This window comes from Streptomyces sp. AB3(2024) (assembly GCF_041862025.1).
Taxonomy (GTDB): domain Bacteria; phylum Actinomycetota; class Actinomycetes; order Streptomycetales; family Streptomycetaceae; genus Streptomyces.
Genome location: NZ_JBGWAB010000016.1, coordinates 68905 through 94759 on the forward strand (window position 1 = coordinate 68905; position 25855 = coordinate 94759).

Consider the following 25855-nt stretch of genomic DNA (forward strand, 5'->3'; position numbering starts at 1 on the left):
CAGATGCACGTGCACGCGCCGGACCTGTCCACTCCCGTGATGGTTCTTGCTCATTTCTTCCTACGCATACTTACGGACTTCTTTTCCGGGACGCCGGATTCCGTTACAGAACGAGTACGGTCCGATGCGTTTTGGTGGCAGACTCTCGCACCGGGGTACGGGGGCCCATGACGCACACGCGCAGACATTGCGATGGGGAGGGCAGGACTAGTGACCGCAGAAGCCAGCGGTTCCGTGGTGCGCCGCATCCTCCTGGGCTCACAGCTCAGGCGACTCCGAGAATCCCGCGGCATCACCCGTGAGGCGGCCGGCTACTCGATCCGCGCATCCGAATCGAAGATCAGCCGCTTGGAGTTGGGAAGGGTGAGCTTCAAGGCCAGGGACGTCGAAGACCTCCTGACGCTCTACGGGGTCACGGACGGCGCGGAGCGCGAGTCCCTGCTGGGGCTGGTCCGGGAGGCCAACGCGGCGGGCTGGTGGCACAGTTATGGCGACGTGCTGCCCGGGTGGTTCCAGACCTACGTCGGACTGGAGGGCGCGGCCTCCCTCATCCGCATCTACGAGGTGCAGTTCATCCACGGCCTGCTCCAGACGGAGGCGTACGCGCACGCCGTCGTCCAGCGCGGCATGCGCGGCGCGGGCGCCGCCGAGATCGACCGCCGCGTGGCGCTGCGCCTGGAGCGCCAGAAGGTCCTGGTCTCCGAGAACGCTCCGGTCTTCCACGCCGTCCTCGACGAGGCCGCGCTGCGCCGCCCCTACGGCGACCGCGACGTGATGCGCGGGCAGTTGGAACACCTGATCGAGATCAGCCAGCGGCCCAACGTGCACCTCCAGGTGATGCCCTTCTCCTTCGGCGGGCACGCGGGCGAGAGCGGAGCCTTCACCCTGCTGCGCTTCCCCGAGTCCGACCTGCAGGACATCGTCTATCTGGAACAGCTCACCAGTGCCCTCTACCTGGACAAAGAAGAGGAAGTGGGGCAGTACTCGCGGGCGATGGAGCGGCTTCAGGCCGATTGTCCAGACCCTGACAAGACACGCGATCTCCTGCGTGGACTGCTCCAACTGTCTTGATCCGCACGTACTATGACGTCTGATCAGTGCATGACTGACCGATCGGTCTCCGGTGCAGCGCACGGGTGCGCGCTCGCAGTAAGGGATGGCATGTCGATATTCACCGACCTGGCTCACCAGTACATCGACGGCGAATGGCTGGCCGGCACCGGTTCGTGGGACATCATCGACGTCAACCCGTACAACGGGGAGAAGCTCGCGGCCATCACGGTGGCCACCGTCGAGCAGGTGGACCGGGCCTACCGCGCGGCCGAGCGGGCCCAGCGCGACTGGGCGGCGACCACCCCCTACGCGAGACGTGCCGTCCTCGAACGCGCCCTGCGCATCACCGAGGAACGCCACAAGGAGATCGTCGAGGCGATGATCGACGAGCTCGGCGGGACCCGTCCCAAGGCCGAGTACGAGGTCCACCTCGCGATGGAGTTCCTCCGCGAGGCGATCCAGCTGGCCGTCCGCCCCGAGGGCCGCATCCTGCCCTCGCCGGTCGCGGGCAAGGAGAACCGGGTCCAGCGCCTCCCCGTCGGGGTCGTCGCCGTGATCAGCCCCTTCAACTTCCCCTTCCTGGTCACTCTGAAGTCGGTCGCCCCGGCCCTGGCGCTGGGCAATGCCGTCCTGATCAAGCCGAACCAGAACGCCCCGGTCGCGGGCGGCGGGATCATCGCCAAGATCTTCGAGGACGCGGGGCTGCCCGCCGGACTCCTCAACGTCCTGGTCACCGACATCGCCGAGATAGGCGACGCGATCCTCACCCACCCCGTCCCGAAGGTCATCTCCTTCGCCGGCTCCGACCGCACCGGCCGGCACGTCGGAGCCGTCGCCGCCCGCCACTTCAAGCGGACCGTCCTGGAACTGAGCGGCAACAGCGCCCTCGTCGTCCTCGACGACGCCGACGTCGACTACGCGGTGGACGCGGCCGTCTTCAGCCGCTTCGTCTTCCAGGGCCAGGTCTGCATGGCCGCCAACCGGATCCTCGTCGACGCCTCCGTGGCCGAGGAGTTCACGGAGAAGTTCACCGCCCGGGTCCGCGCCCTGAAGACCGGCGACCCCCGCGAGGCCGACACCCACATCGGCCCGCTGATCAACTCCTTCCAGGCCGACGCCCTGACCGCGCTCGTGGACCGCGCCGTCGAGTCGGGCGCCCGGGCGCTCGTCCGCGGGTCTACGCGCGGCAACCTCGTCGAACCGACCGTCCTGGCCGGACTCCCCGAGGACTCCCCCCTGCTGGGCCAGGAGATCTTCGGCCCCGTGGCCCTGCTGGTGGTCTTCGACGGCGAGGAGGAGGCCGTGCGCCTGACCAACGCCACCCCCTACGGGCTGAGCGGGGCCGTGCACACGCGGGACGTCGAGCGCGGTGTCCGCTTCGCGCAGCGCATCGAGACCGGGATGATCCATGTCAACGACTCCACCATCGGCGACGAGCCGCTGACCGCCTTCGGCGGGGAGAAGGCCTCGGGCCTGGGCCGCCTGGGGGGCGAGGCCACGGTGGAGGCCTTCACCACCCAGAAGTGGATCTCGGTGCAGCACGGCCGGACGAACTTTCCGTTCTAGGGCCTCATAGAGGACACGCCCTGACCGCATTGCTCCGTAGCGTGGTTCCCGTCAGCAGGAAAGACGGGGGACGCGGGAAGCGCCCCACACGGAAAAAGGCGGTCGGTCATGGCTCACCCCACCGAAGAGATCCCCGGCGACGAGCGCGGCACGCTCCTGCTCTTCGTCGAGAACCAGCGCGAGGCGCTGCGGCAGGCGGCCCGCGGGCTGACGGAGGAGCAGGCCGCGAGCCGTCCCACCGCGAGCGAGCTGTCGCTGTCCGGTCTGGTCAAGCACGCGGCCGAGGTGGAGCTGAACTGGCTGCGGATGGCCCAGGGCAAGCCGAACGAGCACGGTCGGGCCCCGCAGGACTGGCACGAGGGCTTCCGGCTGACCGAGGACGAGACCACCGCCTCGGCGCTCGCCTTCTGGGACGGGGTCAAGGAGGAGACGGACGCCTTCGTCGCGTCAGTGCCCAGCCTGGACGACTCGTTCCCGCTCCCGCCGGCGCCCTGGTTCCCCGACGCCGAGGTGTCCATCCGCTGGATGCTGCTGCACCTGGTGCGCGAGTTCGCCCGGCACGCGGGCCACGCGGACATCATCCGGGAGTCCCTGGACGGCACGAAGGCCATGGGCTAGCCGGTCCGCCCCGGAAGGGACTTGCACCTCACGCGGCGTGAGGACCCACAGTGAAGGGCGTACCCAACCAGAGGAGCGGGAAGATGGGCTACTCCGTGGGCCAGGTCGCCGGTTTCGCCGGGGTGACGGTGCGCACCCTGCACCACTACGACGAGATCGGCCTGCTCTCCCCGAGCGGGCGCAGCGGGGCGGGGCACCGGCGGTACGACGACGCCGACCTCGACCGGCTGCAGCGGATCCTGTTCTACCGGGAGCTCGGCTTCCCGCTCGAAGAGGTCGCGGTCCTGCTGGACGATCCGGAATCGGACCCGAGGGAGCACCTGCGCCGGCAGCACGCCCTCCTGACCGAACGGATCGCCCGGCTCCAGCAGATGGCCAAGGCCGTTGAGCACGCCATGGAGGCGAAGAAGATGGGCATCAACCTCACGCCCGAGGAGAGGTTCGAGGTCTTCGGGGACAAGGACCCCGAGCAGTACCGGGAGGAGGCGGAGCAGAGGTGGGGCCACACCGACTCCTACGCCGAGTCGCAGCGCCGGGCCGCCTCGTACACCAAGGCCGACTGGCAGCGGATGCAGGACGAGGTCGCCGACTGGAGCGCCCGGTACGCCGCGCTGATGGAGTCGGGGGAGCCGTCCGAGGGCGTGGCCGCGATGGACATGGCCGAGGAGCACCGCCTGCACATCACGCGGTGGTTCTACGACTGCCCGTACGAGATGCACACCTGCCTCGGTGACATGTACGTCTCGGACGAGCGCTTCAAGGCCTTCTACGACGCCATGCGGCCGGGCCTCGCGGAGCACCTGAGGGACGCGATCACGGCCAACGCCGTGCGCAAGGTGTAACCGCCCCGTCGCCGTGCGGTGGCCGCGATCTCGCTCACACGACCCCCTCCGGGCCTGGAACCCGGCGGGGGTCGTGTGCGTTGATAATTGAGACCAGCTTCTTGTCGCCCCCCACCGCCGACACCCCCTGATCCAGGAGAGCCCGGAACTCGTGTACACGCTTGCGCTCGGCCCTGAGTGGCTGTCCCCGGAGTACCTGATCGGGCATTTCGGCCTGATCGGCATCCTGGTCATCGTCTTCGCGGAGTCCGGCCTCTTCGCGTTCCTGCCCGGCGACTCCCTGCTCTTCACGGCGGGCCTGTTCGTCGCGAGCGGCAGCATCAGCCAGCCGCTGTGGCTGGTGTGCACCCTGATCGTGGCCGCCGCGGTCATCGGCGACCAGGTGGGCTACCTGATCGGCAAGTTCTTCGGCCCGAAGCTCTTCAACCGGCCGAACAGCAAGGTCTTCAAGCGCGAGAACCTGGACGCCGCGCACGAGTTCATGGAGAAGCACGGCCCCAAGGCGATCGTGCTGGCCCGCTTCGTGCCGATCATCCGCACCTTCGCGCCGATGGTCGCGGGCGCCGGCGCCATGAAGTACCGGACCTTCCTGACCTTCAACGTCATCGGCGGCATCGCCTGGGGCGCGGGCGTCACCTGCCTCGGCTACCAGCTCGGCCAGTTCGAGGTCATCAAGAACAACGTCGAGCCGATCTTCATCGGCATCGTGCTGATCTCCGTCATCCCGGTGGTCTTCGAGGTGATGAAGTCCCGCAAGGAGAAGGCGAAGGCCGCCGCGCAGGCTCCCGCGGCCCCGTACGGCGCCCCGGAGGAGCCGCAGGCCCCCGGTCAGCGCGGGCGGCACGCCAAGCGCTAGACGGCCCGCCACGGCCCCTCGTACGCCCCGGAGACCAGGTGTCCCCGGGGCGTTCGCGTACCCGGGGACGGGCGGCGCGGGAACGGGACCCGCGGCGGGGGCCGGTGCGCGGGGAACGGGCCGCGGGGCTCAGAAGCCGCGGGTCCGCTTGGCCGCCCGGCGTTTGGCGGCGCTCTGCGCGCCCGGGATCCGCATGAAGAGCCGGGAGACCTCCGACCCCAGGTTCACCCCGATCGCGATGGCGAGGGCGATGGCGGCGGCGTTGACGAGCGAGGCCAGCCCCGCGTCCAGCCGGTTCTCGGCGATCGACAGCAGCCCGTAGTACGTCGCCGAGCCCGGCAGCAGCGGTCCGATGGCCGCCGTGACGTAGGGCAGGGCGGAGGCGAAGCGGTAGCGGGAGAAGAGCTGCCCGAACAGGCCCACCAGCCCGGCCGCGATGGCCGTGGACGGTACGGGGGGCAGCTCGGCGGCCCGCAGCGCGCCGAAGGTGACCCAGGCGACCCCGCCGTTGAGGGTCACGATCCACACCGTCGAGCGCTCCTGCTGGAGCAGGATCGCGAAGGTGAACACCAGGACCATCGAGGCCAGGATCTGGAGCACCGGCCGGCTGGGGATCTGCAGGATCTCGTCCGGGTTCGGCTGGGCGCCGAACTGGAGGCCCACGTAGAGCACCACGAGCACGCCGACGATGATCCCGATGAAGAGGTACATGACCTCCAGCAGCCGGGCCGAGGCCGTGATGTAGAAGCCGGTCAGGCCGTCCTGCACGCCCGCGACCAGGGCCCGTCCGGGCAGCAGGGCGAAGAGCCCACCGGTGATCACGGCGGAGGCGCGGACGTCGATCTCGGCGATCTTCAGGGCCACGCCGATGGCCGCGGGGGGCATCGCCGCCACCACGAACTGGTAGAACTCCGGCAGCCCGCGCCCGGCGCAGTACCAGGCCATCCGGTCGCCGAGGACGGCGCCGAGGGCCGCGCAGAAGAACACGGTGACCCCACCGCCGACCAGGACGGACGCGGCTCCCGCCAGCAGTCCGGCGGCGGCCGTGAGCACCCAGGTGGGGTACGGGTGGCGGTTGCGGCGGATCTCGGCGAGGCGGCGGTAGGCCTCCTCCAGGGAGATGTCCACCTCGTGCGCGCTGATGTCGTCCACCAGCCGGAAGACGGCGGCCAGCCGGGTGTAGTCCGTGCCGCGCCGGCGGACGGTGCGGTTCGCCGAGACCGGGTTGCCCACCAGGGAGGGGTGGTAGGTGATCGACAGCATCGTGAACGTGACGGTGGGCTCGCAGCGGTCCAGCCCGTAGGACCGGGCCACGGCGAGCATCGCGGCCTCCACGTCCTCGGCGCCCTCGCCGCCCGCGAGCAGCAGCTCGCCGATGCGCAGCGTGAGGTCGAGCACGCGGCCCACGGCGGGGCCCGACTCGGGCTGCTTCTGCACCGGCTCGGGCACCGGGCGCACGTCCACCGGCATGCGCAGCATCGTGCGCATCCGGTCCTGCCAGGGGGACTCCTTCATCCGCGCGACCGGGAAGCCCGGACCGGGGGTGTAGGCGGGCGGGGAGTGCTGGGCGCTGTAGGTGGCCGGAGCGGCGAAGGCGGAGCCCTCCTCCGCTTCGGGGGGCGGCGCCGCCATGCCGTCGGGGACGGCGAACTCGGAGGTCGGCTGGTCCTCGGCCGGCACATCCGGCGTGGTCCCGGGGGGCGGGGTGAAGGCGCTGTGCGCCTCGTCGGACTTCGGCTTCCGGTCCTCGGGACCGGGCCCTTCGGCCTCCGCCACGCATCCTCCCACCCTTGATCACACGGCGGTATCAGTATGCGGAATCGTTTCATCCGTCGCGAAACCAGCCGGTGCGTGCGCCGCGCAGGGCCCGGGAACGCCGGGGGGGGGGGGGGGGGGGGGGGGGGGGGGGGGGGGGGGGGGGGGCGGGGGGGGGGGGGCGGGGGGGGGGGGCCCCCCCCCCCCCCGCCGCGAGCGTCTGCGGGCTCAGGGGGAAGCCCCCCGGCCCGGGTCACCGAGCGGAGCTCAGTGGTGGCCGCCCTGCGCCTCCAGGCGCTTGAACGAGGCCTCGATCTCGGCCTCGGCCTCGGCGCGGCCGACCCAGTTGGCGCCCTCGACGGACTTGCCGGGCTCCAGGTCCTTGTAGACCTCGAAGAAGTGCTGGATCTCCAGGCGGTCGAACTCCGACACGTGGTGGATGTCGCGCAGGTGCTCGACACGCGGGTCGGAGGCCGGCACGCACAGCAGCTTGGCGTCGCCGCCCGCCTCGTCGGTCATGTTGAACATGCCGATCGCGCGGCACTTGATCAGGCAGCCCGGGAAGGTCGGCTCGTCGAGGATGACCAGCGCGTCCAGCGGGTCGCCGTCCTCGCCGAGGGTGTTCTCGACGAAGCCGTAGTCCGCCGGGTAGCTGGTCGAGGTGAAGAGGCGACGGTCCAGACGGATCCGGCCGGTCTCGTGGTCCACCTCGTACTTGTTCCGCGAACCCTTGGGGATCTCGATGGTGACGTCGAACTCCACGTCCTGCTCCTCCATGATCAGCTCCGGCCCTGTGCCGAAGCCCGATTGCTTCGAGTGATAGCGCGTCCGGCCCAGCCCTGCCGGGTGGGGTGCCATGCTCGCGGCAAGACGCAGTGGTTAAGTGTCCCTCACGCATATGTGTGATCGCGAAAGGGGCTGGTCCGAGGTGCCATTGGTCAAGACGTGGCAGCTCATCGCGGGGTCGGCCGTGGCCGGCCTCGCCCTCGCGGCGGCGGCGGTGGCCACCACCGGTCCCTGGGACTCCGGCCAGCGTAAGGCCGAGCGGGACAGGGCCGCCTCCTGGATCCACTTGGGTGGCGTAGATCACGCGGCCGGAGGCCTGCCGCAGGCCGCCCCGAGCGCCCCCGGGGTGCTCGCGGGCATCGGACCGCGCCCCGCGAACGCCGTGGGCGCGGCGCCCGACGCGCTCGCCGGGGTGCTCACGCCCCTGCTCGCCGACCCCGCCCTCGGGACCGTCCGGGGCGCCAGCGTCGTCGACACGGCCACCGGACGGGTGCTCTTCGAGTCCGGCTCCGGCGAGGCCATGACCCCCGCCTCCACCGTCAAGATCGCCACCGCGAGCGCGGCGCTGGCCGCCCTCGGCCCCGAACACCGGATCCGGACCACAGTGACGCCCGGAGCGGGCCCCGGCCAGATCGTCCTGGTCGGCGGCGGCGACCCCTCCCTCACCGCCAAGAAGAAGAGCCCCGCCGGATCCGGCGGCAGCCTCGTCGCCCTCGCCGCCGACACCGCCCAGGCCCTCAAGGCCGGCGGCACCGCCGCCGTCACCCTCGCCTACGACGACTCGCTCTACACCGGCCCCGCCCGCCACCCGATCGGCCCCAACGACAACATCGCCCCCGTCACCGCCCTGATGGCCGACGAGGGCCGCCCCGACGACTCCACCTCCGGACCCGTCACCCGCTCCGAGGACCCCTCCAAGGACACCGCCCGCGCCTTCGCCGCCCTGCTGCGCGACCGCGGCATCACGGTGAACGGCGACCCCGCCCGCGGCAAGCCCCCCACCGGGGCCCAGCCGATGGCCACCACCCTCTCCACCCCGCTCGCCGGGCTGGTCGAGCGGATGCTGACCAACAGCGACAACGACATCGCCGAGGCCCTCGCCCGCCAGACCGCCCTCGCCACCGGTCAGAACCCCGGCTTCGAGGGTGCCGAGAAGGCCGTCTCCGACAAGCTCGCCTCCCTCGGCGTCGACCTCACGGGCTCCCGCTTCGCCGACGGCAGCGGCCTGAACCGGGCCGACAAGGTCACCACCCGCCTCCTGACGGGCCTCCTCGCCGCCGCCGCCGACCCCCGCCACCCCGAGCTGCGGCCGGTCCTCACCGGGCTGCCCGTCGCCGGCTTCACCGGCACCCTGCGCGCCCGCAACGCCGGCACGTCACCGGCCGCCGGCCTGCTCCGTGCCAAGACCGGCACCCTCACCGGGGTCAACTCCCTCGCCGGGACCGTCGTCGACCCCTCCGGGCGGCTGCTCGCCTTCGCGTTCCTGACGGCGGGCGCCGCGGACGGCTCCGCCGCCGAGAAGGGCCTGGACAAGCTCGCGGCCGCCGTCGCCACCACCTCGTAGGGGGATCCCTACGGGCGCCGGTCCACGTACGGTTGACGCATGACGAGCATCGGTGGTGCCGAGATGGTCGACTGGAACCTCGCGGTGGCGACCGCGACCCGGCTCGTGCGGCCGGGTCCCGAAGTCACCCGCGACGAGGCGCGGGCCGTGGTGGCGGAACTCCGTCGGCACGCCCGGACCTCCGAGGAGCACGTGCGCGCGTTCACCCGGATGATGCCCGAAGGCGTCACCTTCCCCGACACCCCCGTCCTCGTCGTCGACCGGGCCGGCTGGGTCAAGGCCAACGTCGCCGGCTTCCGCGAACTGCTGGGCCCGCTGCTCGGCAAGATGCAGGACCGCCGCGCCGGCGCCCCCGGCGGCGCCGTCCTGGGAGCGGTCGGCGGCAAGGTCACCGGCGTCGAGCTGGGGGTGCTGCTGAGCTTCCTGGCCTCCCGCGTCCTCGGCCAGTACGAGACCTTCGCCCCCGGCGCGCCCGAACTACTGCCCGGCGCCGGCCCCACGGGCGGCCGGCTGCTCCTGGTGGCGCCCAACATCGTGCACGTGGAGCGCGAGCTGGAGGTGGCCCCGCACGACTTCCGGCTCTGGGTCTGCCTGCACGAGGAGACGCACCGTACCCAGTTCACCGCCGTGCCGTGGCTGCGCGCCCACCTGGAGGGCGAAATCCAGACGTTCCTCGGTGCCACCGAGATGGACCCGTCGACCATCCTGGAACGGCTGCGCGAGGCCGTCCAGTCCTTCTCCGGCGCCCGCCCCGAGGGGGAACGCGGGGACGAGGGCCGCTCGCTCGTCGAGCTCGTCCAGACCCCCGAGCAGCGTGAGGTCCTCAGCCGCCTCACCGCCGTGATGTCCCTGCTGGAGGGACACGCCGACTTCGTGATGGACGGGGTCGGCCCCGACGTCGTCCCCTCCGTCGCCGAGATCCGGGAGAAGTTCCAGCAGCGCCGCGCCGCCGGCGCGGGCCGCCTCGACGCCGCCCTGCGCAAGCTGCTGGGCCTCGACGCCAAGCTCCGCCAGTACCGCGACGGCGAGCGGTTCGTACGCGCCGTCGTCGGCCAGGTCGGCATGGACGGCTTCAACCGCGTCTGGACCTCGCCGAACACCCTGCCCACCAAGGCCGAGATCGCCCGGCCCGCGGACTGGGTGGCGCGCGTCCACGGCAGGGGGACCGTGGGGAGCGAAGAAAGGTGACGCGGGGGGCGTAAACATGTCTCACTGGGGGAAGCAGCGTCACCCTTCCGAGGGACCGTGGGCCGTGGAAGGGCGTGCGATGCTCGGGGAACGCCCCGGTTCTGTCACCATCAACGCACTCTGAGTGACGAACGGCTCCCCCCGTGCGACACCCTCACCCTCCGAGCATCCGAACTCCACGAAGGGCACCGGACATGGGTCCCCATCCTGCGGTCGCGGCGATACGCCTGGCGGTCCGCCGCGTACTCCACGACGTCCTCACCGACCTCACCGACCTCACCCGCCTCCCCGGCACCCCGGCCGACGGGAGCCCCCGCCCCGCCGCCGGCACCCCGCCGCTGGTCCTCGTCGCCTGCTCCGGCGGCGCCGACTCCATGGCACTCGCCTCCGCCCTCGCCTTCGAGGCGCCCAAGCTCGGCATCCGGGCCGGCGGCATCACCGTCGACCACGGCCTCCAGGCCGGCTCCGACCTGCGCGCCGCGGAGGTCCTCACCCGCATGACCGCGCTCCGCCTCGACCCGGTGGAGTCCGTCGCCGTGCGCGTCGGCCGCGACGGCGGACCGGAGGCCGCCGCCCGCGATGCTCGCTACGGCGCACTCGACGAGGCCGCCGACCGGCTGGGCGCCGCCGCCGTGCTGCTCGGCCACACGCGGGACGACCAGGCGGAAACCGTCCTGCTGGGCCTCGCCCGCGGCTCCGGCATCCGCTCGCTCTCCGGCATGGCCGAAGTGTCCGGAGGCCCCGGCCGCACCCACCGCTACCGCCGCCCCTTCCTGCAGATCGACCGGCAGACCGCCCGCAAGGCGTGCATGGTCCAGTCCCTCCCCGTCTGGGACGACCCGCACAACATCGACCCGGCCTACACCCGCTCCCGGCTGCGCCACGAGGGCCTGCCCGCCCTGGAGAAGGCGCTCGGCAAGGGGGTCGTCGAAGCGCTCGCGCGCACCGCCCAGCTCTCCCGGGACGACGCCGACGCCCTCGACGCCTGGGCCGCCGACGCGGAGGCCGGAGTGCGCGACGAGGACGGTCGCCTGGAGTGCGCCAAGCTGTACGCCCTGCCCCCGGCCGTCCGCCGCCGGGTGCTGCGCAGGGCCGTGGTCGCGGCCGGATCCCCCGCGGGTTCCCTCTTCGCCCGCCACATCGAGGAAGTCGACCGCCTCATCACCGGATGGCGGGGCCAGGGCGCCATCAATCTGCCCGGCCGCGTCGAGGCCCAGCGGCAGGGTGGCAGACTTGTCATCCGGCAGGGCTGATTGGTGCTGAAACACGGCTGAGTCCTCCGGGGGCACCCCCCCGGAGCCCCGGCCGACAACGAAAGTGATGCGGGTGGACGAGAAGGACATGGGCAGCGACCTCCAGTCGGTGCTCATCACCAAGGAAGAGATCGACGCGAAGCTGGCCGAGCTGGCCGCGAAGATCGACGCGGAGTACGCGGGCAAGGACCTGCTCATCGTCGGTGTGCTCAAGGGCGCCGTGATGGTGATGGCGGACCTGGCGCGCGCCTTGTCCACCCCGCTCACCATGGACTGGATGGCGGTGTCCTCCTACGGCGCCGGGACCCAGTCCTCGGGCGTCGTCCGGATCCTCAAGGACCTGGACACCGACATCAAGGACAAGCACGTCCTGATCGTCGAGGACATCATCGACTCGGGCCTGACCCTGTCCTGGCTGCTGTCGAACCTGGGCTCCCGCCAGCCGGCCTCCCTGGAGGTCGTCACGCTGCTGCGCAAGCCCGAGGCCGCGAAGGTCGCGATCGACGTGAAGTGGGTCGGCTTCGACATCCCGAACGAGTTCGTCGTGGGCTACGGCCTCGACTACGCGGAGAAGTACCGCAACCTGCCGTTCGTCGGCACGCTCGCCCCGCACGTCTACGGCGGCTGAACCCCCCGGCCGGCGGTAACGTCGGCCGTCCCGCCGCTTGCGCCCCCCGGGGGAACCTGGGGGCGGTTCCCTGCGTTGAGCGGGGAGAGCGGGTCTGTCAGCCGTCCCACGAGGCCGCGGGTGACAATACAGGGGTACATTCCGAAGAACAGTCTTTACTCACAGCTGCATTTACCTACGGGCAGGAGGGACGGGGTGCCTGGCGCCCCGTATGGATGGACGTGAAGCGATACTTCCGTGGGCCGGTCATGTGGATCGTGCTGGCCGTCCTCGCCGTGGTCGTGTTGATGAACGTCGTCGGCTCCGGCGGCGGCTACAAGTCGGTGGAGACCAGCGAGGTCATCAAGGCGATCAACAGTGGCCAGGTGGAAAGCGCCAAGCTGACCACCGGTGACAGCCAGATGATCAAGATCGAGCTGAAAAAGGGCCAGAAGCTCGGCAACAACGACGGCACCAAGTTCCAGGCCAACTACATCGGGGATCAGGGCGTCCAGCTCGCCCAGAACCTCCAGACCAAGTACGAAGCCGGTCAGATCCCTGACGGATACTCCGTCACCCCGGACAAGACCAGCCCGTTCCTGAGCGTGCTGCTCTCGCTCCTGCCCTTCGTCCTCATCGTCGTCGTCTTCCTGTTCCTGATGAATCAGATGCAGGGCGGCGGCTCCCGGGTCATGAACTTCGGGAAGTCCAAGGCCAAGCTCATCACCAAGGACACCCCGAAGACGACGTTCGCGGACGTCGCGGGCGCGGACGAGGCCGTCGAGGAACTCCACGAGATCAAGGAGTTCCTCCAGGAGCCGGCGAAGTTCCAGGCGGTCGGCGCCAAGATCCCCAAGGGCGTGCTGCTCTACGGCCCGCCCGGCACCGGCAAGACCCTGCTCGCGCGTGCCGTCGCGGGCGAGGCGGGCGTCCCGTTCTACTCGATCTCCGGTTCCGACTTCGTCGAGATGTTCGTCGGTGTCGGTGCCTCGCGTGTCCGCGACCTGTTCGAACAGGCCAAGGCCAACGCCCCGGCGATCGTCTTCGTCGACGAGATCGACGCCGTCGGCCGGCACCGCGGTGCGGGTCTCGGCGGCGGTCACGACGAGCGCGAGCAGACCCTCAACCAGCTGCTCGTCGAGATGGACGGCTTCGACGTGAAGGGCGGCGTCATCCTGATCGCCGCCACGAACCGGCCCGACATCCTCGACCCGGCGCTGCTGCGTCCGGGCCGCTTCGACCGGCAGATCGCGGTCGACCGGCCCGACATGCAGGGCCGTCTGGAGATCCTCAAGGTCCACCAGAAGGGCAAGCCGGTCGCTCCGGACGTCGACCTCTCGGCCGTCGCCCGCCGCACCCCCGGCTTCACCGGTGCCGATCTCTCCAACGTCCTGAACGAGGCGGCCCTGCTGACCGCCCGCTCGGACATGAAGCTGATCGACAACCACATGCTGGACGAGGCGATCGACCGCGTCGTGGCGGGCCCGCAGAAGCGGACCCGGATCATGTCGGACAAGGAAAAGAAGATCACCGCGTACCACGAGGGCGGACACGCCCTGGTCGCGGCGGCCTCCCCGAACTCCGACCCGGTCCACAAGATCACGATCCTGTCCCGCGGCCGGGCCCTGGGTTACACCATGGTCCTGCCCGACGAGGACAAGTACTCGACCACGCGCAACGAGATGCTCGACCAGCTGGCGTACATGCTGGGCGGGCGCGCGGCCGAGGAGCTGGTCTTCCACGACCCCACCACGGGCGCGGCGAACGACATCGAGAAGGCCACCGCCACGGCGCGGGCCATGGTCACGCAGTACGGCATGACCGAGCGTCTCGGTGCGATCAAGTTCGGCGGCGACAACACCGAGCCGTTCCTGGGCCGCGAGATGTCGCACCCGCGGGACTACTCGGAAGAGGTCGCGGCGCTGGTCGACGAAGAGGTCAAGAAGCTCATCGAGACCGCGCACAACGAGGCCTGGGAGATCCTGGTCGAGAACCGGGACGTCCTGGACAACCTGGTTCTCGCGCTGCTGGAGAAGGAGACGCTGAACAAGGAGCAGATCGCCGAGGTCTTCTCCACGATCGTGAAGCGTCCGGCCCGTCCCGCGTGGACCGGCTCCTCCCGCCGCACTCCTTCCACCCGTCCGCCGGTGCTCTCTCCCAAGGAGCTCCAGCTGACGAACTCCGCCAACGGCACCTCGGCGTCCGCCGCGTCGCCGGTGTCGACGGAGAAGGGCATCGAGGTGGCCCCGGAGGACCGCCCCGAGGCCTGACCCACCCGGAATGGAAGCCGCGCCCCCCAGGTTCTAGCCTGGGGGGCGCGGCACATTTGTACGACCCCCGCGTGTGCGGACAGGAACGAGGATGAGATGACCGACCCAGTGACCCTGACCGGTGGCGAGGGCACGATCGGCGAGTTCGACGAGAAGCGCGCCGAGGCGGCCGTCCGAGAGCTCCTGATCGCGGTCGGCGAGGACCCGGACCGCGAAGGGCTCCTGGAGACCCCGGCGCGGGTGGCGCGGGCGTACAAGGAGATATTCGCTGGCCTGTACCAGAAGCCCGAAGAGGTCCTGACGACGACGTTCGACCTCGGCCACGACGAGATGGTCCTGGTGAAGGACATCGAGGTCATGAGCTCGTGTGAACACCATCTGGTCCCGTTCCACGGCGTGGCGCACGTGGGGTACATCCCGTCCACGGACGGCAAGATCACCGGCCTGTCCAAGCTGGCCCGCCTGGTGGACGTCTACGCCCGCCGGCCCCAGGTCCAGGAGCGGCTGACCACGCAGATCGCCGACTCCCTGATGGAGATCCTGGACCCGCGCGGCTGCATCGTGGTCATCGAGTGCGAGCACATGTGCATGACCATGCGCGGTGTGCGCAAGCCGGGCGCCAAGACCATCACCTCGGCGGTCCGCGGCCAGCTCCGTGATCCCGCGACGCGCAACGAGGCCATGAGCCTCATCATGGCGCGCTGAGTCCGGCTCCGGCCGGGCCCGCACCGTACTGAGCGGCCGTTCAGGCGGTGGCGGGGGCCTTGCCCGGGTCGTCGTCCTCGGGGAGCTTCAGGACGTGTTCCAGGAAGAGGGCGGCCGCGATCACGGCCGCGCCCGCGAGGACGCAGCCACCCGCGTACCAGGCCTGGTCGCGGCGGGCGGGCACGTCGAGGGAGTCGGTCAGCAGGAAGACGCCGACCCCGCCGTACATGCCGGCCACGAGGGCCGCGACCAGGGCGCTGGCCTGGCCGAAGACCACCGCGCGGGCCGCCATCAGCGGCTCCACGCCCTTGGCCCCCGGCCGTCGCTCGCGCTGGGCCTTCAGCCGGGCCCGCATCGACAGGGCCGTCGCGAACAGGACGACGGCGATCACCGCCAGGACGATCGGCGCGGCCAGCGGGACGCCCGGCAGGGTCCCGTAGGCGTTCCACAGCCGTGCGCCCGCCCAGGACAGCACCCCGGCGATCACGAAGATCCCCGCCAGGACCGCCGGCCTCAGTTGCTTCACTTGCCCGTTCCCCACTCTCGGCGACTGGCCCCCATGGCCCTGAACAGGCTACTAACGACTACTCCGGGAGGCGGAGTTCCAGGTCGGGGCGCGGCGTGAGGCCGGCCGGGCTGATTTCGGCCAGCAGGGCGGCCACGGGGCCGTGGCCGGGGAGCTGGGCCTCGGGGTCGATGTCGTGCCAGGGGGCCAGGACGAAGGCGCGCAGGTGGGCGCGGGGGTGCGGCAGGGTGAGGACGGGGTCGTCGGAGACCACGTCGGCGTAGGCCACGATGTCCACGTCGATCGTGCGGGGCCCCCAGCGCTCCTCGCGGACGCGGTCGTAGGCCTCCTCGATGGCGTGGGCCCGCTCCAGGAGCGAGGAGGGCGGCAGGGTGGTCTTCACCGCGATGACGGCGTTGAGGTACGAGGGCTGCGAGCCGGGCTCGACGCCCCACGGCTCGGTCTCGTAGACGGGGGAGACCGCCTTGACCCGCAGGCCCGGGGTGTCGCCGAGGGCGTCGACGGCGCCCTGGAGGGTGTCCAGGCGGTTGCCGAGGTTCGAGCCGAGCGCGACGACCGCCCATTTGGGGTTGGACAGGGTCGTGTCCGCCGCGTCGACCGCCTGGACGACGGAGGCGGGTACCGGCTGGACGGTGGGGTCGCTCTGGGCGTTCAGGCCGTTGTTCATGCGCGGCTCCGGGTGATCGTGATGGTCACGTCGTCGAAGGGGACGGTGATGGGTGCGTCCGGCTTGTGGACGACGACCTCCACCTGTGCCACCGCTTCGTGCTTCAGGCACTGCTGGGCGATCCGCTCGGCGAGGGTCTCGATCAGGTCGACCGGCTCTCCCCGGACCACGTCGACGACCTCCTCGGCCACGACCCCGTAGTGCACGGTCTTGGCCAGGTCGTCGTCGGCCGCCGCGGGGCGGGAGTCGATGTGCAGCACGAGGTCGACGATGAAGGTCTGGCCCTCTTCGCGCTCCCGGGGGAAGACGCCGTGGTGCCCGCGAGCCTTGAGGCCGCGCAGTGCGACACGATCCACGCGAATCACTCCTGCTTTCGTAGGTGCTTCCGGTCCCGGGGCTCCCCGGGTCCATGGGCCTACGCCGAGTGCGGTCGGCGTCGTCCGCCTTCGAATTTACCTGCGACGAACCTCCGTCCCCGCCGTTGGGGTCAGTCGGTGCCCTCTTCCTCCTCGTCATCGGAGTCCGTGAGGACCGGAGAACCGTGGTGGGACCAGAGCCGCCAGCCCTCCGGTGTGCGTCGGAACACATTCGTGGCGACGACCAGCTGGCCGACCAGCGGACCCAGTTCCCCGGCCTCCCCGGACGGGCCGCCGCTGAGGATGTTCTCGGTGCACGTGACCAGGGCGGTGTCGCCTATGAGGGCCACCTTGGTGTCGGTGAGGAAGAACTGGATGTACTCGGTGTGGGACATGATCAGCGCGTACGAGCGCAGTACCTCGCCCCGCCCGGAGAGCACCGGCCATCCCGGGTGCACGCAGGAGATCTCGTCTTCGAGCCAGAGCGCCGACAGCGCGTCGAAGTCCCCCCGCTCCATGGCCTCGTAGAAGGCCGCGTTGACCTCTTCGACGGCTTCGATGTCGGTACGGCTCACCGTGCCCCTTCCCAGTTCCTCCGGCGGGTCACAGTGCCCCTTCCACGGCTCGGGCCACCCGAACCGCGTCGGCGGTCGCCCGTACCTCGTGCACCCGGACGGCCCAGGCGCCCTGGTGGGCGGCGATGGCCGAGACGGCGGCGGTGGCGGCGTCCCGCTCGCGGGCGGGCGGCGGGGCGGCGTCGGCCCCGCCCGCCAGGACCCGGCCGAGGAAACGCTTCCGCGAGGCGGCGACCAGCAGCGGGAAGCCGAGCCCGCGCAGCTCGCGGAGGTGGGCGACGAGGGCCAGGTCGTGCTCGGCGTTCTTCGCGAAGCCGAGGCCGGGGTCGACGACCAGCCGCTCGGGGGCGATGCCGCCGGCGACGACGGCGTCGATGCGGGCCCGGAGCTCGGCGGTGACCTCGCCGAGGACGTCCTCGTAGACGGCGAGGCTGTTCATGCCGTCGCTGAACCCGCGCCAGTGCATGACGACGAACGGCACCTCGGCGGCGGCGACCGCCGGGATCATGCCGGGGTCGGCGAGGCCGCCGCTGACGTCGTTGACGAGGGCGGCGCCGGCCTCGACGGCCCGGGCGGCGACGGCCGCGCGCATGGTGTCGACGGAGACGGTCACGCCCTCGGAGGCCAGGCCGCGGACGACGGGGACGACGCGGCGCAGTTCCTCGTCGGCGTCGACGCGGGAGGCGCCGGGGCGGGTGGACTCGCCGCCGACGTCGACGAGGTCGGCGCCCTGGGCGACGAGGTCGAGGCCGCGCTTGACGGCGGCGGTGGTGTCGAACCAGCGGCCCCCGTCGGAGAAGGAGTCGGGGGTGACGTTGACGACGCCCATGACCCCGCAGCGGTCCCAGTCGGGCAGCCCTGTCACCAGGCCCCTGGAGGCGGGCCCGCGGTTGGTGTTCATGGTCCCAGGGTAGGGCCCCCGCCCTTGCCCCGGCCGGGCGGTGCGGTGGGGGTGGTGCTGCGCGGGCCGCTCCCCGCCCCGCCCTTCCGCCGTTCCCCGGGGCTGCGCCCCGGACCCCCTTCGGGGGCTCCGCCCCCGGACCCCCGCGCCTCAAACTCCCCCAGCTACCGCTGGGAGGTGCCCCCTGGCGGGGCTGGGGGTGGGGGTTCCGGGCTGCGGACCTCAGCGCCTCGGGTGTCGGCGCGGCCGGAAACGGGGGGACATGGCAATGGGGCCGACGCTGCGCTATGGCAGGGCCGGCCCCATCGGTGGCGGTCAGGCCGCCTGGATCTCGCGTTCCTTCTGGGCCGGGACCGTCGCGTGGTCGTGGGCGCAGGTGCGGACCGGCTTGGGGCCGCGGCGGCCGGCGAACAGGCGCGGCAGGGCCAGCGTCACGAAGCCCTCGGCCTGCATCACGGCGAAGCCGATGCGGGGCAGGTCACGGGTCTGGCGGTAGACCATGAAGCGCGGCTCCCAGCGGGGGCGGAACTTCGCGTTGAACTTGTACAGCGACTCGATCTGGAACCAGCGCGACAGGAAGACCAGCAGGCCGCGCCACATCCGCAGCACCGGGCCGGCGCCGATCTTCTCGCCACGGGCCAGCGCCGAGCGGAACATCGCGAAGTTCAGCGAGACCTGCTCGATGCCGAGCGACGGGCACGCCTCCAGGGAGGCCACGATGAGCAGCTCGTTCATGCCGGGGTCGGCGGCGCGGTCGCGGCGCATCAGCTCCAGCGACATGCCGTCCTTGCCCCACGGGACGAAGTGCAGGACGGCCTTGAGGTCGCCGAACGGGCTGGTGTCGCCCTCCTCGACGCGGTGGGCGGTGGCGATGAAGCAGTCCCCGTCGCCCTCCTCGCCGACCCGGCCCAGCGCCATGGAGAAACCGCGCTCGGTGTCGGTGCCGCGCCAGGCGGCGGCGGCGCCCCGTACCCGCACCAGCTCCTCCTCGGTCAGCTCGCTGACGCGGCGGACCTGGGTGGTGTAGCCGTTGCGCTCGATGCGCTTCACCATCTGGCGGACGTTGCGCATGGGGCGTCCGGAGAGGGAGAAGTCTTTGACGTCGACGATCGCCTCGTCACCGAGTTCCAGGGCGTCCAGCCCGGTCTCGCGGGTCCAGACCTCGCCGCCGGTCTCGCTGCAGCCCACGACGGCGGGGGTCCAGGAGTGGGCCTTGGCCTCCTCCATGAAGCGCTCGATGGCGCCGGGCCAGGCCTCGACGTCGCCGATGGGGTCGCCGGAGGCGAGCATCACGCCGGAGACGACGCGGTAGGTGACGGCCGCCTTGCCGCTGGGGGAGAAGACGACGGCCTTGTCGCGGCGGAGCGCGAAGTGGCCGAGGGAGTCGCGGCCGCCGTGCTTGGCGAGCAGCTCGCGCAGCTTCGCCTCGTCGTCGACGGTGAGCCGGGCGGCCGGGTGCTCGGGGCGGAAGGCCAGGTAGATCGTGGTGACGGCGGTCAGCATGCCGAGGGCGCCGAGGGAGTAACCGACGGTCCAGGAGACCCGGCCGGCGTAGTCGACGGGGCCCTCGAAGCCGAAGAGGCCGTAGACGACGTGGGTGATCTGCTCGTACAGGCTCGGGTGGCCGACGACCTTGCCCGGGTGGACGTTGACGATCACCAGGCCGAGCCCGATGGAGCCGGCGCTCATCAGCACGAAGTTCGCGAGCGCCTTCCAGCGGCTGCGCGGGTCCGGCAGGGCCTTGAATTCACCCTGGTGGCGTACCAGCAGCGCGAGGAGCACCGCCGAGATGACCACGCCGATGACGGAGTGGCGGTACGCGAACTGCGCCACGGCGCCGGCGGGCAGCAGGATGACGGCGGCCCGCCAGGCCCGGCGCTTGCGGCGCTTGAGGCCGTGCGCGAGCAGCAGGATGAGGACACCGGCGCTGATGGCCAGCGCGGCGGCGAAGGGGCCCACGGAACCGGGCAGTACTTCGGTGACCGCGTGGATCCGGCTGTGACGGAACCGCGGGAAGACACCCGCGGCGATGTCCAGCAGACCGACGATCATGACGGATGTGCCTACGAGGCCGGGGACGGCCTCCGGTCGTGGGCCTCGGAGGATTCGGCTGACCCGCTTCGGAACCTGTCCGGACTTATCGCCATCTATCCTGCTAGACATCGCTTCCCGTTGCTCCGCGAGAGATCATGTGGCCGAAGGCCGCGACAGCCTCCGGTGTGTGGTGCGTCCACTAGGACGACATCGAGGAGGAGCGGGTTCACTCTTCCGTCGGAAAAATCTAGTCCTGCCATCAGAAAGTCGACTGACTGCTCATGGGTCTCACCAGTAATACGGTTCTGGTCCTGGCCATCATCGCCGGTGTGCTGCTGTTCGGGGTGACGGTCTGGTTCTGGCCGAAGCTCTCCGGCCGCTCCTGGCGCTCGGTCTCCGGCCGGATCGGCCTCCTGCTCGCGACCCAGCTCGCACTGTTCTCCGCAGTCGGTCTCGCGGCCAACAAGTCGTTCCTCTTCTACGGTTCCTGGGCCGACCTGTTCGGTCAGGAGACGTCCATCGGCAAAGTCGTCGACCACTCGATGAGCAGCAAGGACATCAAGGTCGTCGACAAGCAGAAGCTCGACGTGCCCGGCGGGGGCAAGCCGCAGGTCGGTGGTCAGATCCTGAAGGTTGCCATAACCGGGCAGAAGTCGAAGATAACGAGCCCCGGCTACGTGTGGCTGCCGCCGGAGTACTTCCAGCCGCACTACAAGGAGCAGAACTTCCCCGCGTCGATCGTCCTGACGGGTTACCCGGGTACCGCCGAGAACCTGATCAAAGGGCTGAACTACCCCATGACGGCCTTCAAGCAGGCCAAGCAGGGCAAGATGAAGCCGATGATCCTTGTCATGCTCCGGCCGACCATCGCGCCGCCGCGCGACACCGAGTGCGTGGACATCCCGGGCGGTCCGCAGACCGAGACCTTCTTCGCGCAGGACCTGCCGCAGGCCATCCAGGGGACCTTCCGGGTCGGCAAGAAGCCGCAGAACATGGGCTTCATCGGGAACTCCACGGGCGGCTACTGCGCACTGAAGATCGCCGCGCAGCACCCGCAGACCTTCGGCGCCGCCGTGGGCCTGTCCGCGTACTACAAGGCCGCCGACGACGCGACGACCGGTGACCTGTTCCACGGGGACGACAAGCTGAAGAAGCGCGCGGACGTGCTGTACAGCCTGGAAAAGAAGAAGCCGACCGGTACGTCCTTCCTCGTCACCACCAGCGAGAAGGGCGAGGACAACCTGAACGACACCAAGAAGTTCATCAAGCTGGTCAAGGGTCCGGACCGGGTCTCCTCGATCATCCTCGACAGCGGTGGCCACAACTTCAACACGTGGCGCCGCGAGATTCCGCCGATGCTGGTGTGGATGAGCGGTCGTATGCAGGCCTGACCCCCGGGGGACAGGTGCAGGGCCCGGCTCCGGTCGGGCCCTTTTCGTTTTCCGGCCGCGCCCGAGGCTCCTACGCCTGCCGCGCCCCTTGCAGGTCGGCCCGGCGCAGCGCCCGGTGGACGCCCTCCGGGGTCAGTACGCCGGCCAGCGCGCCCGTGTCCGGATCGGTTACCCCGATCCGTCCCGAGTCTTCCTGGAGCAGGGCCGCCAAGGCCTCGCGCAGCGAGGCCCCCAGGGCCACCGCCGCGGCCGGTGCCGGGCCGTCCGCCGGGGTCAGGTCGGCCGGTTCCAGGTGGGTGACGGCCAGGCGCTTGAGGCCGCGGTCCGCGCCGACGAAGGAGGCGACGTACCCGTTGGCCGGCGCGGCGAGCACCTCGGCGGGCCGGGCGAACTGCTCGATGGTCCCGTGGCCGTAGACGGCGATCCGGTCGCCGAGCCGGACGGCCTCCTCCAGGTCGTGGGTGACCAGCAGGATCGTCTTGCGGACCGTCTTCTGCAGGGTCAGGAACTCGTTCTGGAGCCGCTCGCGGACCACCGGGTCCACCGCCCCGAAGGGCTCGTCCATCAGCAGCACCGGCGGATCCGCGGCCAGCGCGCGGGCCACGCCGACGCGCTGGCGCTGGCCGCCCGACAGCTGCTCCGGGTAGCGGCCCCCGTAGACGGCCGGATCCAGCCCCACCAGTTCGAGCAGCTCGGCCGCCCGCGCGCGGGCCCGCGCCTTCGGGGTGCCGATCAGCCGGGGCACGGTCGCCGTGTTCTCCAGCACCGTCTTGTGGGGAAACAGTCCGACCTGCTGGATGACGTAGCCGATCCGGCGGCGCAGGGCGACGGGGTCCGCGGCGGCGATGTCCTCGCCGTCGAGGAGGATCCGGCCCGAGGTGGGCTCGATCAGCCGGTTGACCATCTTCATCGTGGTCGTCTTGCCGCATCCGGACGGGCCCACCAGCGTGACCAGTTCGCCCTCCGCCACCTCGAAGGACAGGTCCTCTACGGCCGTCGTCCCGTCGGGGTAGCGCTTGGTCACGTGCTCGAATCGGATCACCCGGCCATCCTCCCGTACCCGGAGCCGGGATGTGTGAAGGGCATGTTGCCTGTGTGCGAAGGAATCCGGCCATCGTCCGCGCCGGGGGTTATGGTCGCTCGTGGTGGCACATCCGAAACGATGTTCGTGCGGTGACGGGGGGTGAGGAGCATGACCGGGCAGAGCTGCCTGGTGGCCAACGACTGGATCTGCTGGGACTACGTCGGCTCCCGCGCCCAGGAACTCACCGACGCCACCGTCGAACACGTCTGGATCACGGGCGTCTCGGTGCTCATCGGCATCGTCGTGTCCGTTCCGCTCGCGCTGCTCGCCCGCCGCGGCCGCCGCTGGGCGGCCCCCGTGCTCGGGCTGACCACCCTCCTGTACACGGTCCCCTCGCTGGCCATGTTCTCGCTGCTGCTGCCGCTCTTCGGCCTCTCGGCGGCCCTGGTGGTGACCGGCCTGGTGCTGTACTCGCTGACCATCCTGGTGCGCAACGTGCTGGCCGGCCTGGAAGCCGTCCCCGAGGACGTACGGGAGGCCGCGCGCGGGATGGGCTACGGCCCCGCCCGGCTGCTGTGGCAGGTCGAACTGCCGCTGGCGCTGCCCGCGCTGCTCGCCGGGGTGCGGATCGCCACCGTCTCGACCGTGGCCCTGACCACCGTCGGCTCCATCGTCGGCAAGGGCGGGCTGGGCAACCTGATCGCCCCCGCCGTCAACAGCTCCTTCAAGGCCCAGGTGCTCACCGCCTCCGTGCTGTGCGTCCTCCTCGCGCTGGTCGCCGACCTGCTGCTGCTCGGGGTGCAGCGACTCCTGACGCCGTGGACCCGGGCCGCCGGCCGTTCCGCGAAGGGGGCCTGAGGCCGTGGGCGCGCTGGGCGGGGCCTGGGACTGGCTGGCGGACGGTGCCAACTGGGCGGGTGAGAGCGGTGTCTGGCACCGGCTCGCGGAGCACGTGTACGTCAGCGGGATCGCCCTGGCCATCGCCTGCGCGGTGGCCCTGCCCGTCGGGCTGTGGCTCGGCCACCTCGGCAAGGGCGGCGCCCTCGCCGTCAACGTCTCCAACGTCGGGCGGGCCGTCCCCGTCTTCGCGGTGCTGGCCCTGTTCATGGTCTCGCCGCTGCGCAACGCCGGCTACCTGCCGACCGTCGCCGCGCTCGTGCTGTTCGCCGTGCCGCCGCTGCTGACCAACGCCTACGTGGGCATGCGCGGGGTGGACCGCTCGGTGGTCGAGGCCGCCCGGGGCATGGGCATGTCGGGCGGCCAGCTGTTCCTGCGGGTGGAGCTGCCGCTCGCCCGCGGCCTGGTGATGACCGGACTGCGCTCCGGCGCCGTGCAGGTCATCGCCACCGCCACGATCGCCGCGATGGTCGGCCAGGGCGGCCTCGGCCGGATCATCACCGCCGGCTTCAACACGTACAACACCGCGCAGGTCGTGGCGGGGGCCCTGCTGGTGGCCCTGCTGGCGCTGCTGGTGGAGGGCGTACTGGTGGCAGTGGACCGGCTGCTTCTGCGCACGCCGTCCCGCTGATCCCGTGACCCCCTTCCCCACCCCGAAACGGAGTACCTCCATGAGCAAGTCCACGCGTGTCCTCGGCGCGTCCCTGGGCGTCCTGGCCCTGACCGTGTCGCTGGCCGCCTGTGGCGGCGACAGCCTGGAGAAGACCAAGGACGGCGGCTCCTCCGCGGCCGCTCCCGCCGGGGGCGGCAAGGGCAAGCTGGTGATCGGCGCGGCCGGTTTCACCGAGTCCAACGTCCTGGCCGAGCTCTACGCGCAGCTGCTCCGGCAGGAGGGGTACGGCACCTCCATCACCACGGTCGCCAATCGCGAGCTGTACGAACCCTCCCTGGAGAAGGGCGAGATCGACGTGGTCCCGGAGTACGCGGCCACCCTCGCCGAGTTCCTCAACGCCAAGGTCAACGGCAAGGACGCGCCCAAGGACAAGCCCGTCGCCTCCAGCGACGTGAGCGCCACGGCGGCGGCGCTGGACAAGCTCGCCGCCCCGCTGGGCCTCAAGGCCCTGCCGACGGGCGAGGCCGTCGACCAGAACGCCTTCGCCGTGACGAAGGAATTTGCCCAGAAGAACAATCTCAAGACCCTTTCCGACCTCGGAAAGTCCGGGCTGAAGGTGAAGATCGCGGCCGGTGACGAATGCTCCGTACGTCCCTTCTGCGCACCGGGGTTGGAGAAGACGTACGGAATCCAGGTTTCCGGGATCGACCCCAAGGGCGTCGGCACCCCGCAGGCCAAGCAGGCCGTCAAGGACGGGGCGGACCAGCTGGTGCTGACCACCACCACCGACGCCACGCTCGACGGCTACGGCCTGGTCCTGCTGGAGGACGACAAGAAGCTCCAGAACGCCGACAACCTCCTGCCGGTCGTCAACGCCAAGGACGCGGGCTCCCCGGACGTCGCCAACGCCCTCGGCGACCTCACCAAGGTGCTCACCACGGCCGACCTCGTCGAGCTGAACCGGAAGGTGGACGCGGAGCGGGCCAAGCCGGCGGACGTCGCGAAGGCCTATCTGGAGTCCAAGGGCCTTCTGACGAGGTAGCAGTTACGGGATTGAGGGGAATTCGTGGGGTAACCGCCTGGCAAGAGACTGCCGGGCGGGTATCCCGCGCGAGGTCCAAGCCCTGTAAATTTCAGGCCATGCCCCGTGGACGCCACCGCAATCCCGAACCCCTCCACCGTCTTCTCGCGCCGTGCGCCGTCGCCGGGGTCGGCGTGGCCAGTGCCGGTGCGGCCTGGCTGCTCGCGGAACCGCTGCCGCTGAGGCTGCTCGTGGCGCTCGCGGCGGCCGCGGGCGTCGGTGGCGCCGCGCTCATGCGCTCCTGGGACCGGGCGGCCGGCCGCCGGATCGCGGAGCTGGCACGCGAGCGGGTCAAGGACGAATGGAAGACGGACGAGCGCATAGCCGAGCTCGAATCCGATCTGGAGGAGGCGCGCGTCCTGCGCGCCAAGCTCGACACCAAGCTGCGGGCCAAGCGGGTCGAACTGGCGGGCCTGCGGGGCGAGCACGCCGCGCTGCTGCGCCGCTACGCGACCGCCGAGACCGAGCGCGCCAGTGCCCTGGAGAAGCGCCGGCTGCTCGCCATCGAGGCCGCCGGGGCCCCGGCGGCCGGGGCGAAGGAACTGCCCGCGGTCTCGCAGGAGCGCACCGGAAGCGGCGCCCCCACTCCCGTCGGCTACGCGCGGGCCAACGCGGCGCTGGTCGCCCTGCTGCGCAAGGCGGAGGCGAACGCCGCCGGCACCGCGGCCAAGGCCCTGGTACCGGCTCCGGCCGCGGGCACCGGCGCGCGCCCCGCCGCGGGCACGGC

Annotated in this window: 24 protein-coding genes and 1 pseudogene; 16 read left to right on the plus strand and 9 right to left on the minus strand. The window is 71.1% G+C overall.

Features of this window, described 5'->3' with window-relative positions:
• Nucleotides 1-192: 192 nt before the first annotated feature.
• The 5 genes from ACEPPI_RS09855 (at nucleotide 193) to ACEPPI_RS09875 (ending at nucleotide 4935) form a co-directional block, all read left to right on the plus strand.
• Nucleotides 193-1071: a helix-turn-helix domain-containing protein gene (locus ACEPPI_RS09855; RefSeq protein WP_373914845.1), complete on the plus strand. Its 879-nt coding sequence runs from the start codon at nucleotides 193-195 to the stop codon at nucleotides 1069-1071.
• Between the two features lie 90 nt (nucleotides 1072-1161).
• Complete coding sequence (locus ACEPPI_RS09860; protein ID WP_373914847.1) at nucleotides 1162-2619, plus strand: aldehyde dehydrogenase family protein; 1458 nt, start codon at nucleotides 1162-1164, stop codon at nucleotides 2617-2619.
• Between the two features lie 108 nt (nucleotides 2620-2727).
• Nucleotides 2728-3237: a DinB family protein gene (locus ACEPPI_RS09865; protein ID WP_371677954.1), complete on the plus strand. Its 510-nt coding sequence runs from the start codon at nucleotides 2728-2730 to the stop codon at nucleotides 3235-3237.
• Between the two features lie 83 nt (nucleotides 3238-3320).
• The gene (locus tag ACEPPI_RS09870) at nucleotides 3321-4079 is read left to right on the plus strand and encodes a MerR family transcriptional regulator (RefSeq protein WP_373914848.1); all 759 of its coding nucleotides are present in this window, start codon (nucleotides 3321-3323) and stop codon (nucleotides 4077-4079) included.
• 151 nt (nucleotides 4080-4230) lie between these two features.
• Complete coding sequence (locus tag ACEPPI_RS09875; protein WP_373914850.1) at nucleotides 4231-4935, plus strand: DedA family protein; 705 nt, start codon at nucleotides 4231-4233, stop codon at nucleotides 4933-4935.
• 129 nt (nucleotides 4936-5064) lie between these two features.
• Here ACEPPI_RS09875 and ACEPPI_RS09880 read toward each other — a convergent pair whose 3' ends face one another.
• Complete coding sequence (locus ACEPPI_RS09880) at nucleotides 5065-6711, minus strand: threonine/serine exporter family protein (protein WP_373914851.1); 1647 nt, start codon at nucleotides 6709-6711, stop codon at nucleotides 5065-5067.
• Between the two features lie 246 nt (nucleotides 6712-6957).
• The gene (locus tag ACEPPI_RS09885) at nucleotides 6958-7452 is read right to left on the minus strand and encodes an inorganic diphosphatase (protein ID WP_007264878.1); all 495 of its coding nucleotides are present in this window, start codon (nucleotides 7450-7452) and stop codon (nucleotides 6958-6960) included.
• A gap of 136 nt (nucleotides 7453-7588) precedes the next feature.
• On the opposite strand from ACEPPI_RS09885, the gene dacB reads away from it, so the two are divergent.
• The 6 genes from dacB to folE all read left to right on the plus strand — a co-directional run bounded on the left by dacB (nucleotide 7589) and on the right by folE (nucleotide 15063).
• On the plus strand, nucleotides 7589-9040 hold the full coding sequence (gene dacB / locus ACEPPI_RS09890; RefSeq protein ID WP_373914852.1) for a D-alanyl-D-alanine carboxypeptidase/D-alanyl-D-alanine-endopeptidase: 1452 nt from the start codon (nucleotides 7589-7591) through the stop codon (nucleotides 9038-9040).
• Nucleotides 9041-9079: 39 nt separating this feature from the next.
• Nucleotides 9080-10228, plus strand: a complete 1149-nt coding sequence (locus ACEPPI_RS09895; protein WP_373914853.1) for a zinc-dependent metalloprotease — start codon at nucleotides 9080-9082, stop codon at nucleotides 10226-10228.
• Nucleotides 10229-10422: 194 nt separating this feature from the next.
• Complete coding sequence (gene tilS, locus ACEPPI_RS09900) at nucleotides 10423-11481, plus strand: tRNA lysidine(34) synthetase TilS (RefSeq protein WP_373914854.1); 1059 nt, start codon at nucleotides 10423-10425, stop codon at nucleotides 11479-11481.
• A gap of 67 nt (nucleotides 11482-11548) precedes the next feature.
• Nucleotides 11549-12109, plus strand: coding sequence for a hypoxanthine phosphoribosyltransferase (gene hpt / locus ACEPPI_RS09905; RefSeq protein ID WP_030228417.1), 561 nt, complete (start codon nucleotides 11549-11551; stop codon nucleotides 12107-12109).
• A 215-nt stretch (nucleotides 12110-12324) separates the two neighbouring features.
• Nucleotides 12325-14358 (plus strand): ATP-dependent zinc metalloprotease FtsH, encoded by a 2034-nt coding sequence (ftsH, locus tag ACEPPI_RS09910; RefSeq protein ID WP_373914855.1) that lies wholly within the window; start codon nucleotides 12325-12327, stop codon nucleotides 14356-14358.
• Between the two features lie 96 nt (nucleotides 14359-14454).
• A complete protein-coding gene (gene folE, locus ACEPPI_RS09915) occupies nucleotides 14455-15063 on the plus strand; it encodes a GTP cyclohydrolase I FolE (RefSeq protein WP_362461943.1) in 609 nt (202 codons plus the stop codon).
• 40 nt (nucleotides 15064-15103) lie between these two features.
• Here folE and ACEPPI_RS09920 read toward each other — a convergent pair whose 3' ends face one another.
• The 6 genes from ACEPPI_RS09920 to ACEPPI_RS09945 form a co-directional block, all read right to left on the minus strand.
• Complete coding sequence (locus ACEPPI_RS09920) at nucleotides 15104-15589, minus strand: DUF3180 domain-containing protein (protein ID WP_356218856.1); 486 nt, start codon at nucleotides 15587-15589, stop codon at nucleotides 15104-15106.
• A gap of 58 nt (nucleotides 15590-15647) precedes the next feature.
• Entirely contained in the window at nucleotides 15648-16256 is a 609-nt protein-coding gene (gene folK / locus ACEPPI_RS09925; RefSeq protein WP_373914856.1) for a 2-amino-4-hydroxy-6-hydroxymethyldihydropteridine diphosphokinase, read from the minus strand.
• Nucleotides 16253-16612, minus strand: coding sequence for a dihydroneopterin aldolase (gene folB, locus ACEPPI_RS09930; protein WP_373914857.1), 360 nt, complete (start codon nucleotides 16610-16612; stop codon nucleotides 16253-16255). The genes folK and folB overlap by 4 nt, the downstream gene beginning before the upstream one ends.
• A gap of 131 nt (nucleotides 16613-16743) precedes the next feature.
• Nucleotides 16744-17187, minus strand: coding sequence for a nuclear transport factor 2 family protein (locus ACEPPI_RS09935; protein ID WP_373914858.1), 444 nt, complete (start codon nucleotides 17185-17187; stop codon nucleotides 16744-16746).
• A 28-nt stretch (nucleotides 17188-17215) separates the two neighbouring features.
• On the minus strand, nucleotides 17216-18088 hold the full coding sequence (gene folP / locus ACEPPI_RS09940; RefSeq protein ID WP_373914859.1) for a dihydropteroate synthase: 873 nt from the start codon (nucleotides 18086-18088) through the stop codon (nucleotides 17216-17218).
• A gap of 315 nt (nucleotides 18089-18403) precedes the next feature.
• Nucleotides 18404-20251 (minus strand): phosphatidylglycerol lysyltransferase domain-containing protein, encoded by a 1848-nt coding sequence (locus tag ACEPPI_RS09945; protein ID WP_373914860.1) that lies wholly within the window; start codon nucleotides 20249-20251, stop codon nucleotides 18404-18406.
• 152 nt (nucleotides 20252-20403) lie between these two features.
• On the opposite strand from ACEPPI_RS09945, the gene ACEPPI_RS09950 reads away from it, so the two are divergent.
• Nucleotides 20404-21513, plus strand: coding sequence for an alpha/beta hydrolase (locus ACEPPI_RS09950; protein ID WP_373914861.1), 1110 nt, complete (start codon nucleotides 20404-20406; stop codon nucleotides 21511-21513).
• A 70-nt stretch (nucleotides 21514-21583) separates the two neighbouring features.
• Here ACEPPI_RS09950 and ACEPPI_RS09955 read toward each other — a convergent pair whose 3' ends face one another.
• Complete coding sequence (locus ACEPPI_RS09955) at nucleotides 21584-22555, minus strand: ABC transporter ATP-binding protein (RefSeq protein WP_373914862.1); 972 nt, start codon at nucleotides 22553-22555, stop codon at nucleotides 21584-21586.
• A 150-nt stretch (nucleotides 22556-22705) separates the two neighbouring features.
• Between ACEPPI_RS09955 and ACEPPI_RS09960 the strand changes: the two genes are divergently transcribed.
• From ACEPPI_RS09960 to ACEPPI_RS09975, 4 genes and pseudogenes are all read left to right on the plus strand, one after another.
• On the plus strand, nucleotides 22706-23395 hold the full coding sequence (locus tag ACEPPI_RS09960; RefSeq protein ID WP_373914863.1) for an ABC transporter permease: 690 nt from the start codon (nucleotides 22706-22708) through the stop codon (nucleotides 23393-23395).
• 4 nt (nucleotides 23396-23399) lie between these two features.
• Nucleotides 23400-24065 (plus strand): ABC transporter permease, encoded by a 666-nt coding sequence (locus tag ACEPPI_RS09965; RefSeq protein WP_373914864.1) that lies wholly within the window; start codon nucleotides 23400-23402, stop codon nucleotides 24063-24065.
• A gap of 40 nt (nucleotides 24066-24105) precedes the next feature.
• Nucleotides 24106-25089: an ABC transporter substrate-binding protein gene (locus ACEPPI_RS09970; protein ID WP_373914865.1), complete on the plus strand. Its 984-nt coding sequence runs from the start codon at nucleotides 24106-24108 to the stop codon at nucleotides 25087-25089.
• Between the two features lie 98 nt (nucleotides 25090-25187).
• Nucleotides 25188-25855: pseudogene (locus ACEPPI_RS09975) on the plus strand (hypothetical protein); the annotation flags it as partial.

Coding starts and splice junctions, on each gene's coding strand:
- ftsH (WP_373914855.1), top strand. CDS start 12,325: ATGGACGTGAAGCGATACTTCCGTGGGCCGGTCATGTGGATCGTGCTG.
- folK (WP_373914856.1), bottom strand. CDS start 16,256: ATGAACAACGGCCTGAACGCCCAGAGCGACCCCACCGTCCAGCCGGTA.
- ACEPPI_RS09950 (WP_373914861.1), top strand. CDS start 20,404: ATGGGTCTCACCAGTAATACGGTTCTGGTCCTGGCCATCATCGCCGGT.
- ACEPPI_RS09945 (WP_373914860.1), bottom strand. CDS start 20,251: ATGTCTAGCAGGATAGATGGCGATAAGTCCGGACAGGTTCCGAAGCGG.
- ACEPPI_RS09860 (WP_373914847.1), top strand. CDS start 1,162: ATGTCGATATTCACCGACCTGGCTCACCAGTACATCGACGGCGAATGG.
- folP (WP_373914859.1), bottom strand. CDS start 18,088: ATGAACACCAACCGCGGGCCCGCCTCCAGGGGCCTGGTGACAGGGCTG.
- hpt (WP_030228417.1), top strand. CDS start 11,549: ATGCGGGTGGACGAGAAGGACATGGGCAGCGACCTCCAGTCGGTGCTC.
- ACEPPI_RS09895 (WP_373914853.1), top strand. CDS start 9,080: ATGACGAGCATCGGTGGTGCCGAGATGGTCGACTGGAACCTCGCGGTG.
- dacB (WP_373914852.1), top strand. CDS start 7,589: ATGTGTGATCGCGAAAGGGGCTGGTCCGAGGTGCCATTGGTCAAGACG.
- ACEPPI_RS09970 (WP_373914865.1), top strand. CDS start 24,106: ATGAGCAAGTCCACGCGTGTCCTCGGCGCGTCCCTGGGCGTCCTGGCC.
- tilS (WP_373914854.1), top strand. CDS start 10,423: ATGGGTCCCCATCCTGCGGTCGCGGCGATACGCCTGGCGGTCCGCCGC.
- ACEPPI_RS09960 (WP_373914863.1), top strand. CDS start 22,706: ATGACCGGGCAGAGCTGCCTGGTGGCCAACGACTGGATCTGCTGGGAC.
- ACEPPI_RS09865 (WP_371677954.1), top strand. CDS start 2,728: ATGGCTCACCCCACCGAAGAGATCCCCGGCGACGAGCGCGGCACGCTC.
- folE (WP_362461943.1), top strand. CDS start 14,455: ATGACCGACCCAGTGACCCTGACCGGTGGCGAGGGCACGATCGGCGAG.
- ACEPPI_RS09855 (WP_373914845.1), top strand. CDS start 193: ATGGGGAGGGCAGGACTAGTGACCGCAGAAGCCAGCGGTTCCGTGGTG.
- ACEPPI_RS09870 (WP_373914848.1), top strand. CDS start 3,321: ATGGGCTACTCCGTGGGCCAGGTCGCCGGTTTCGCCGGGGTGACGGTG.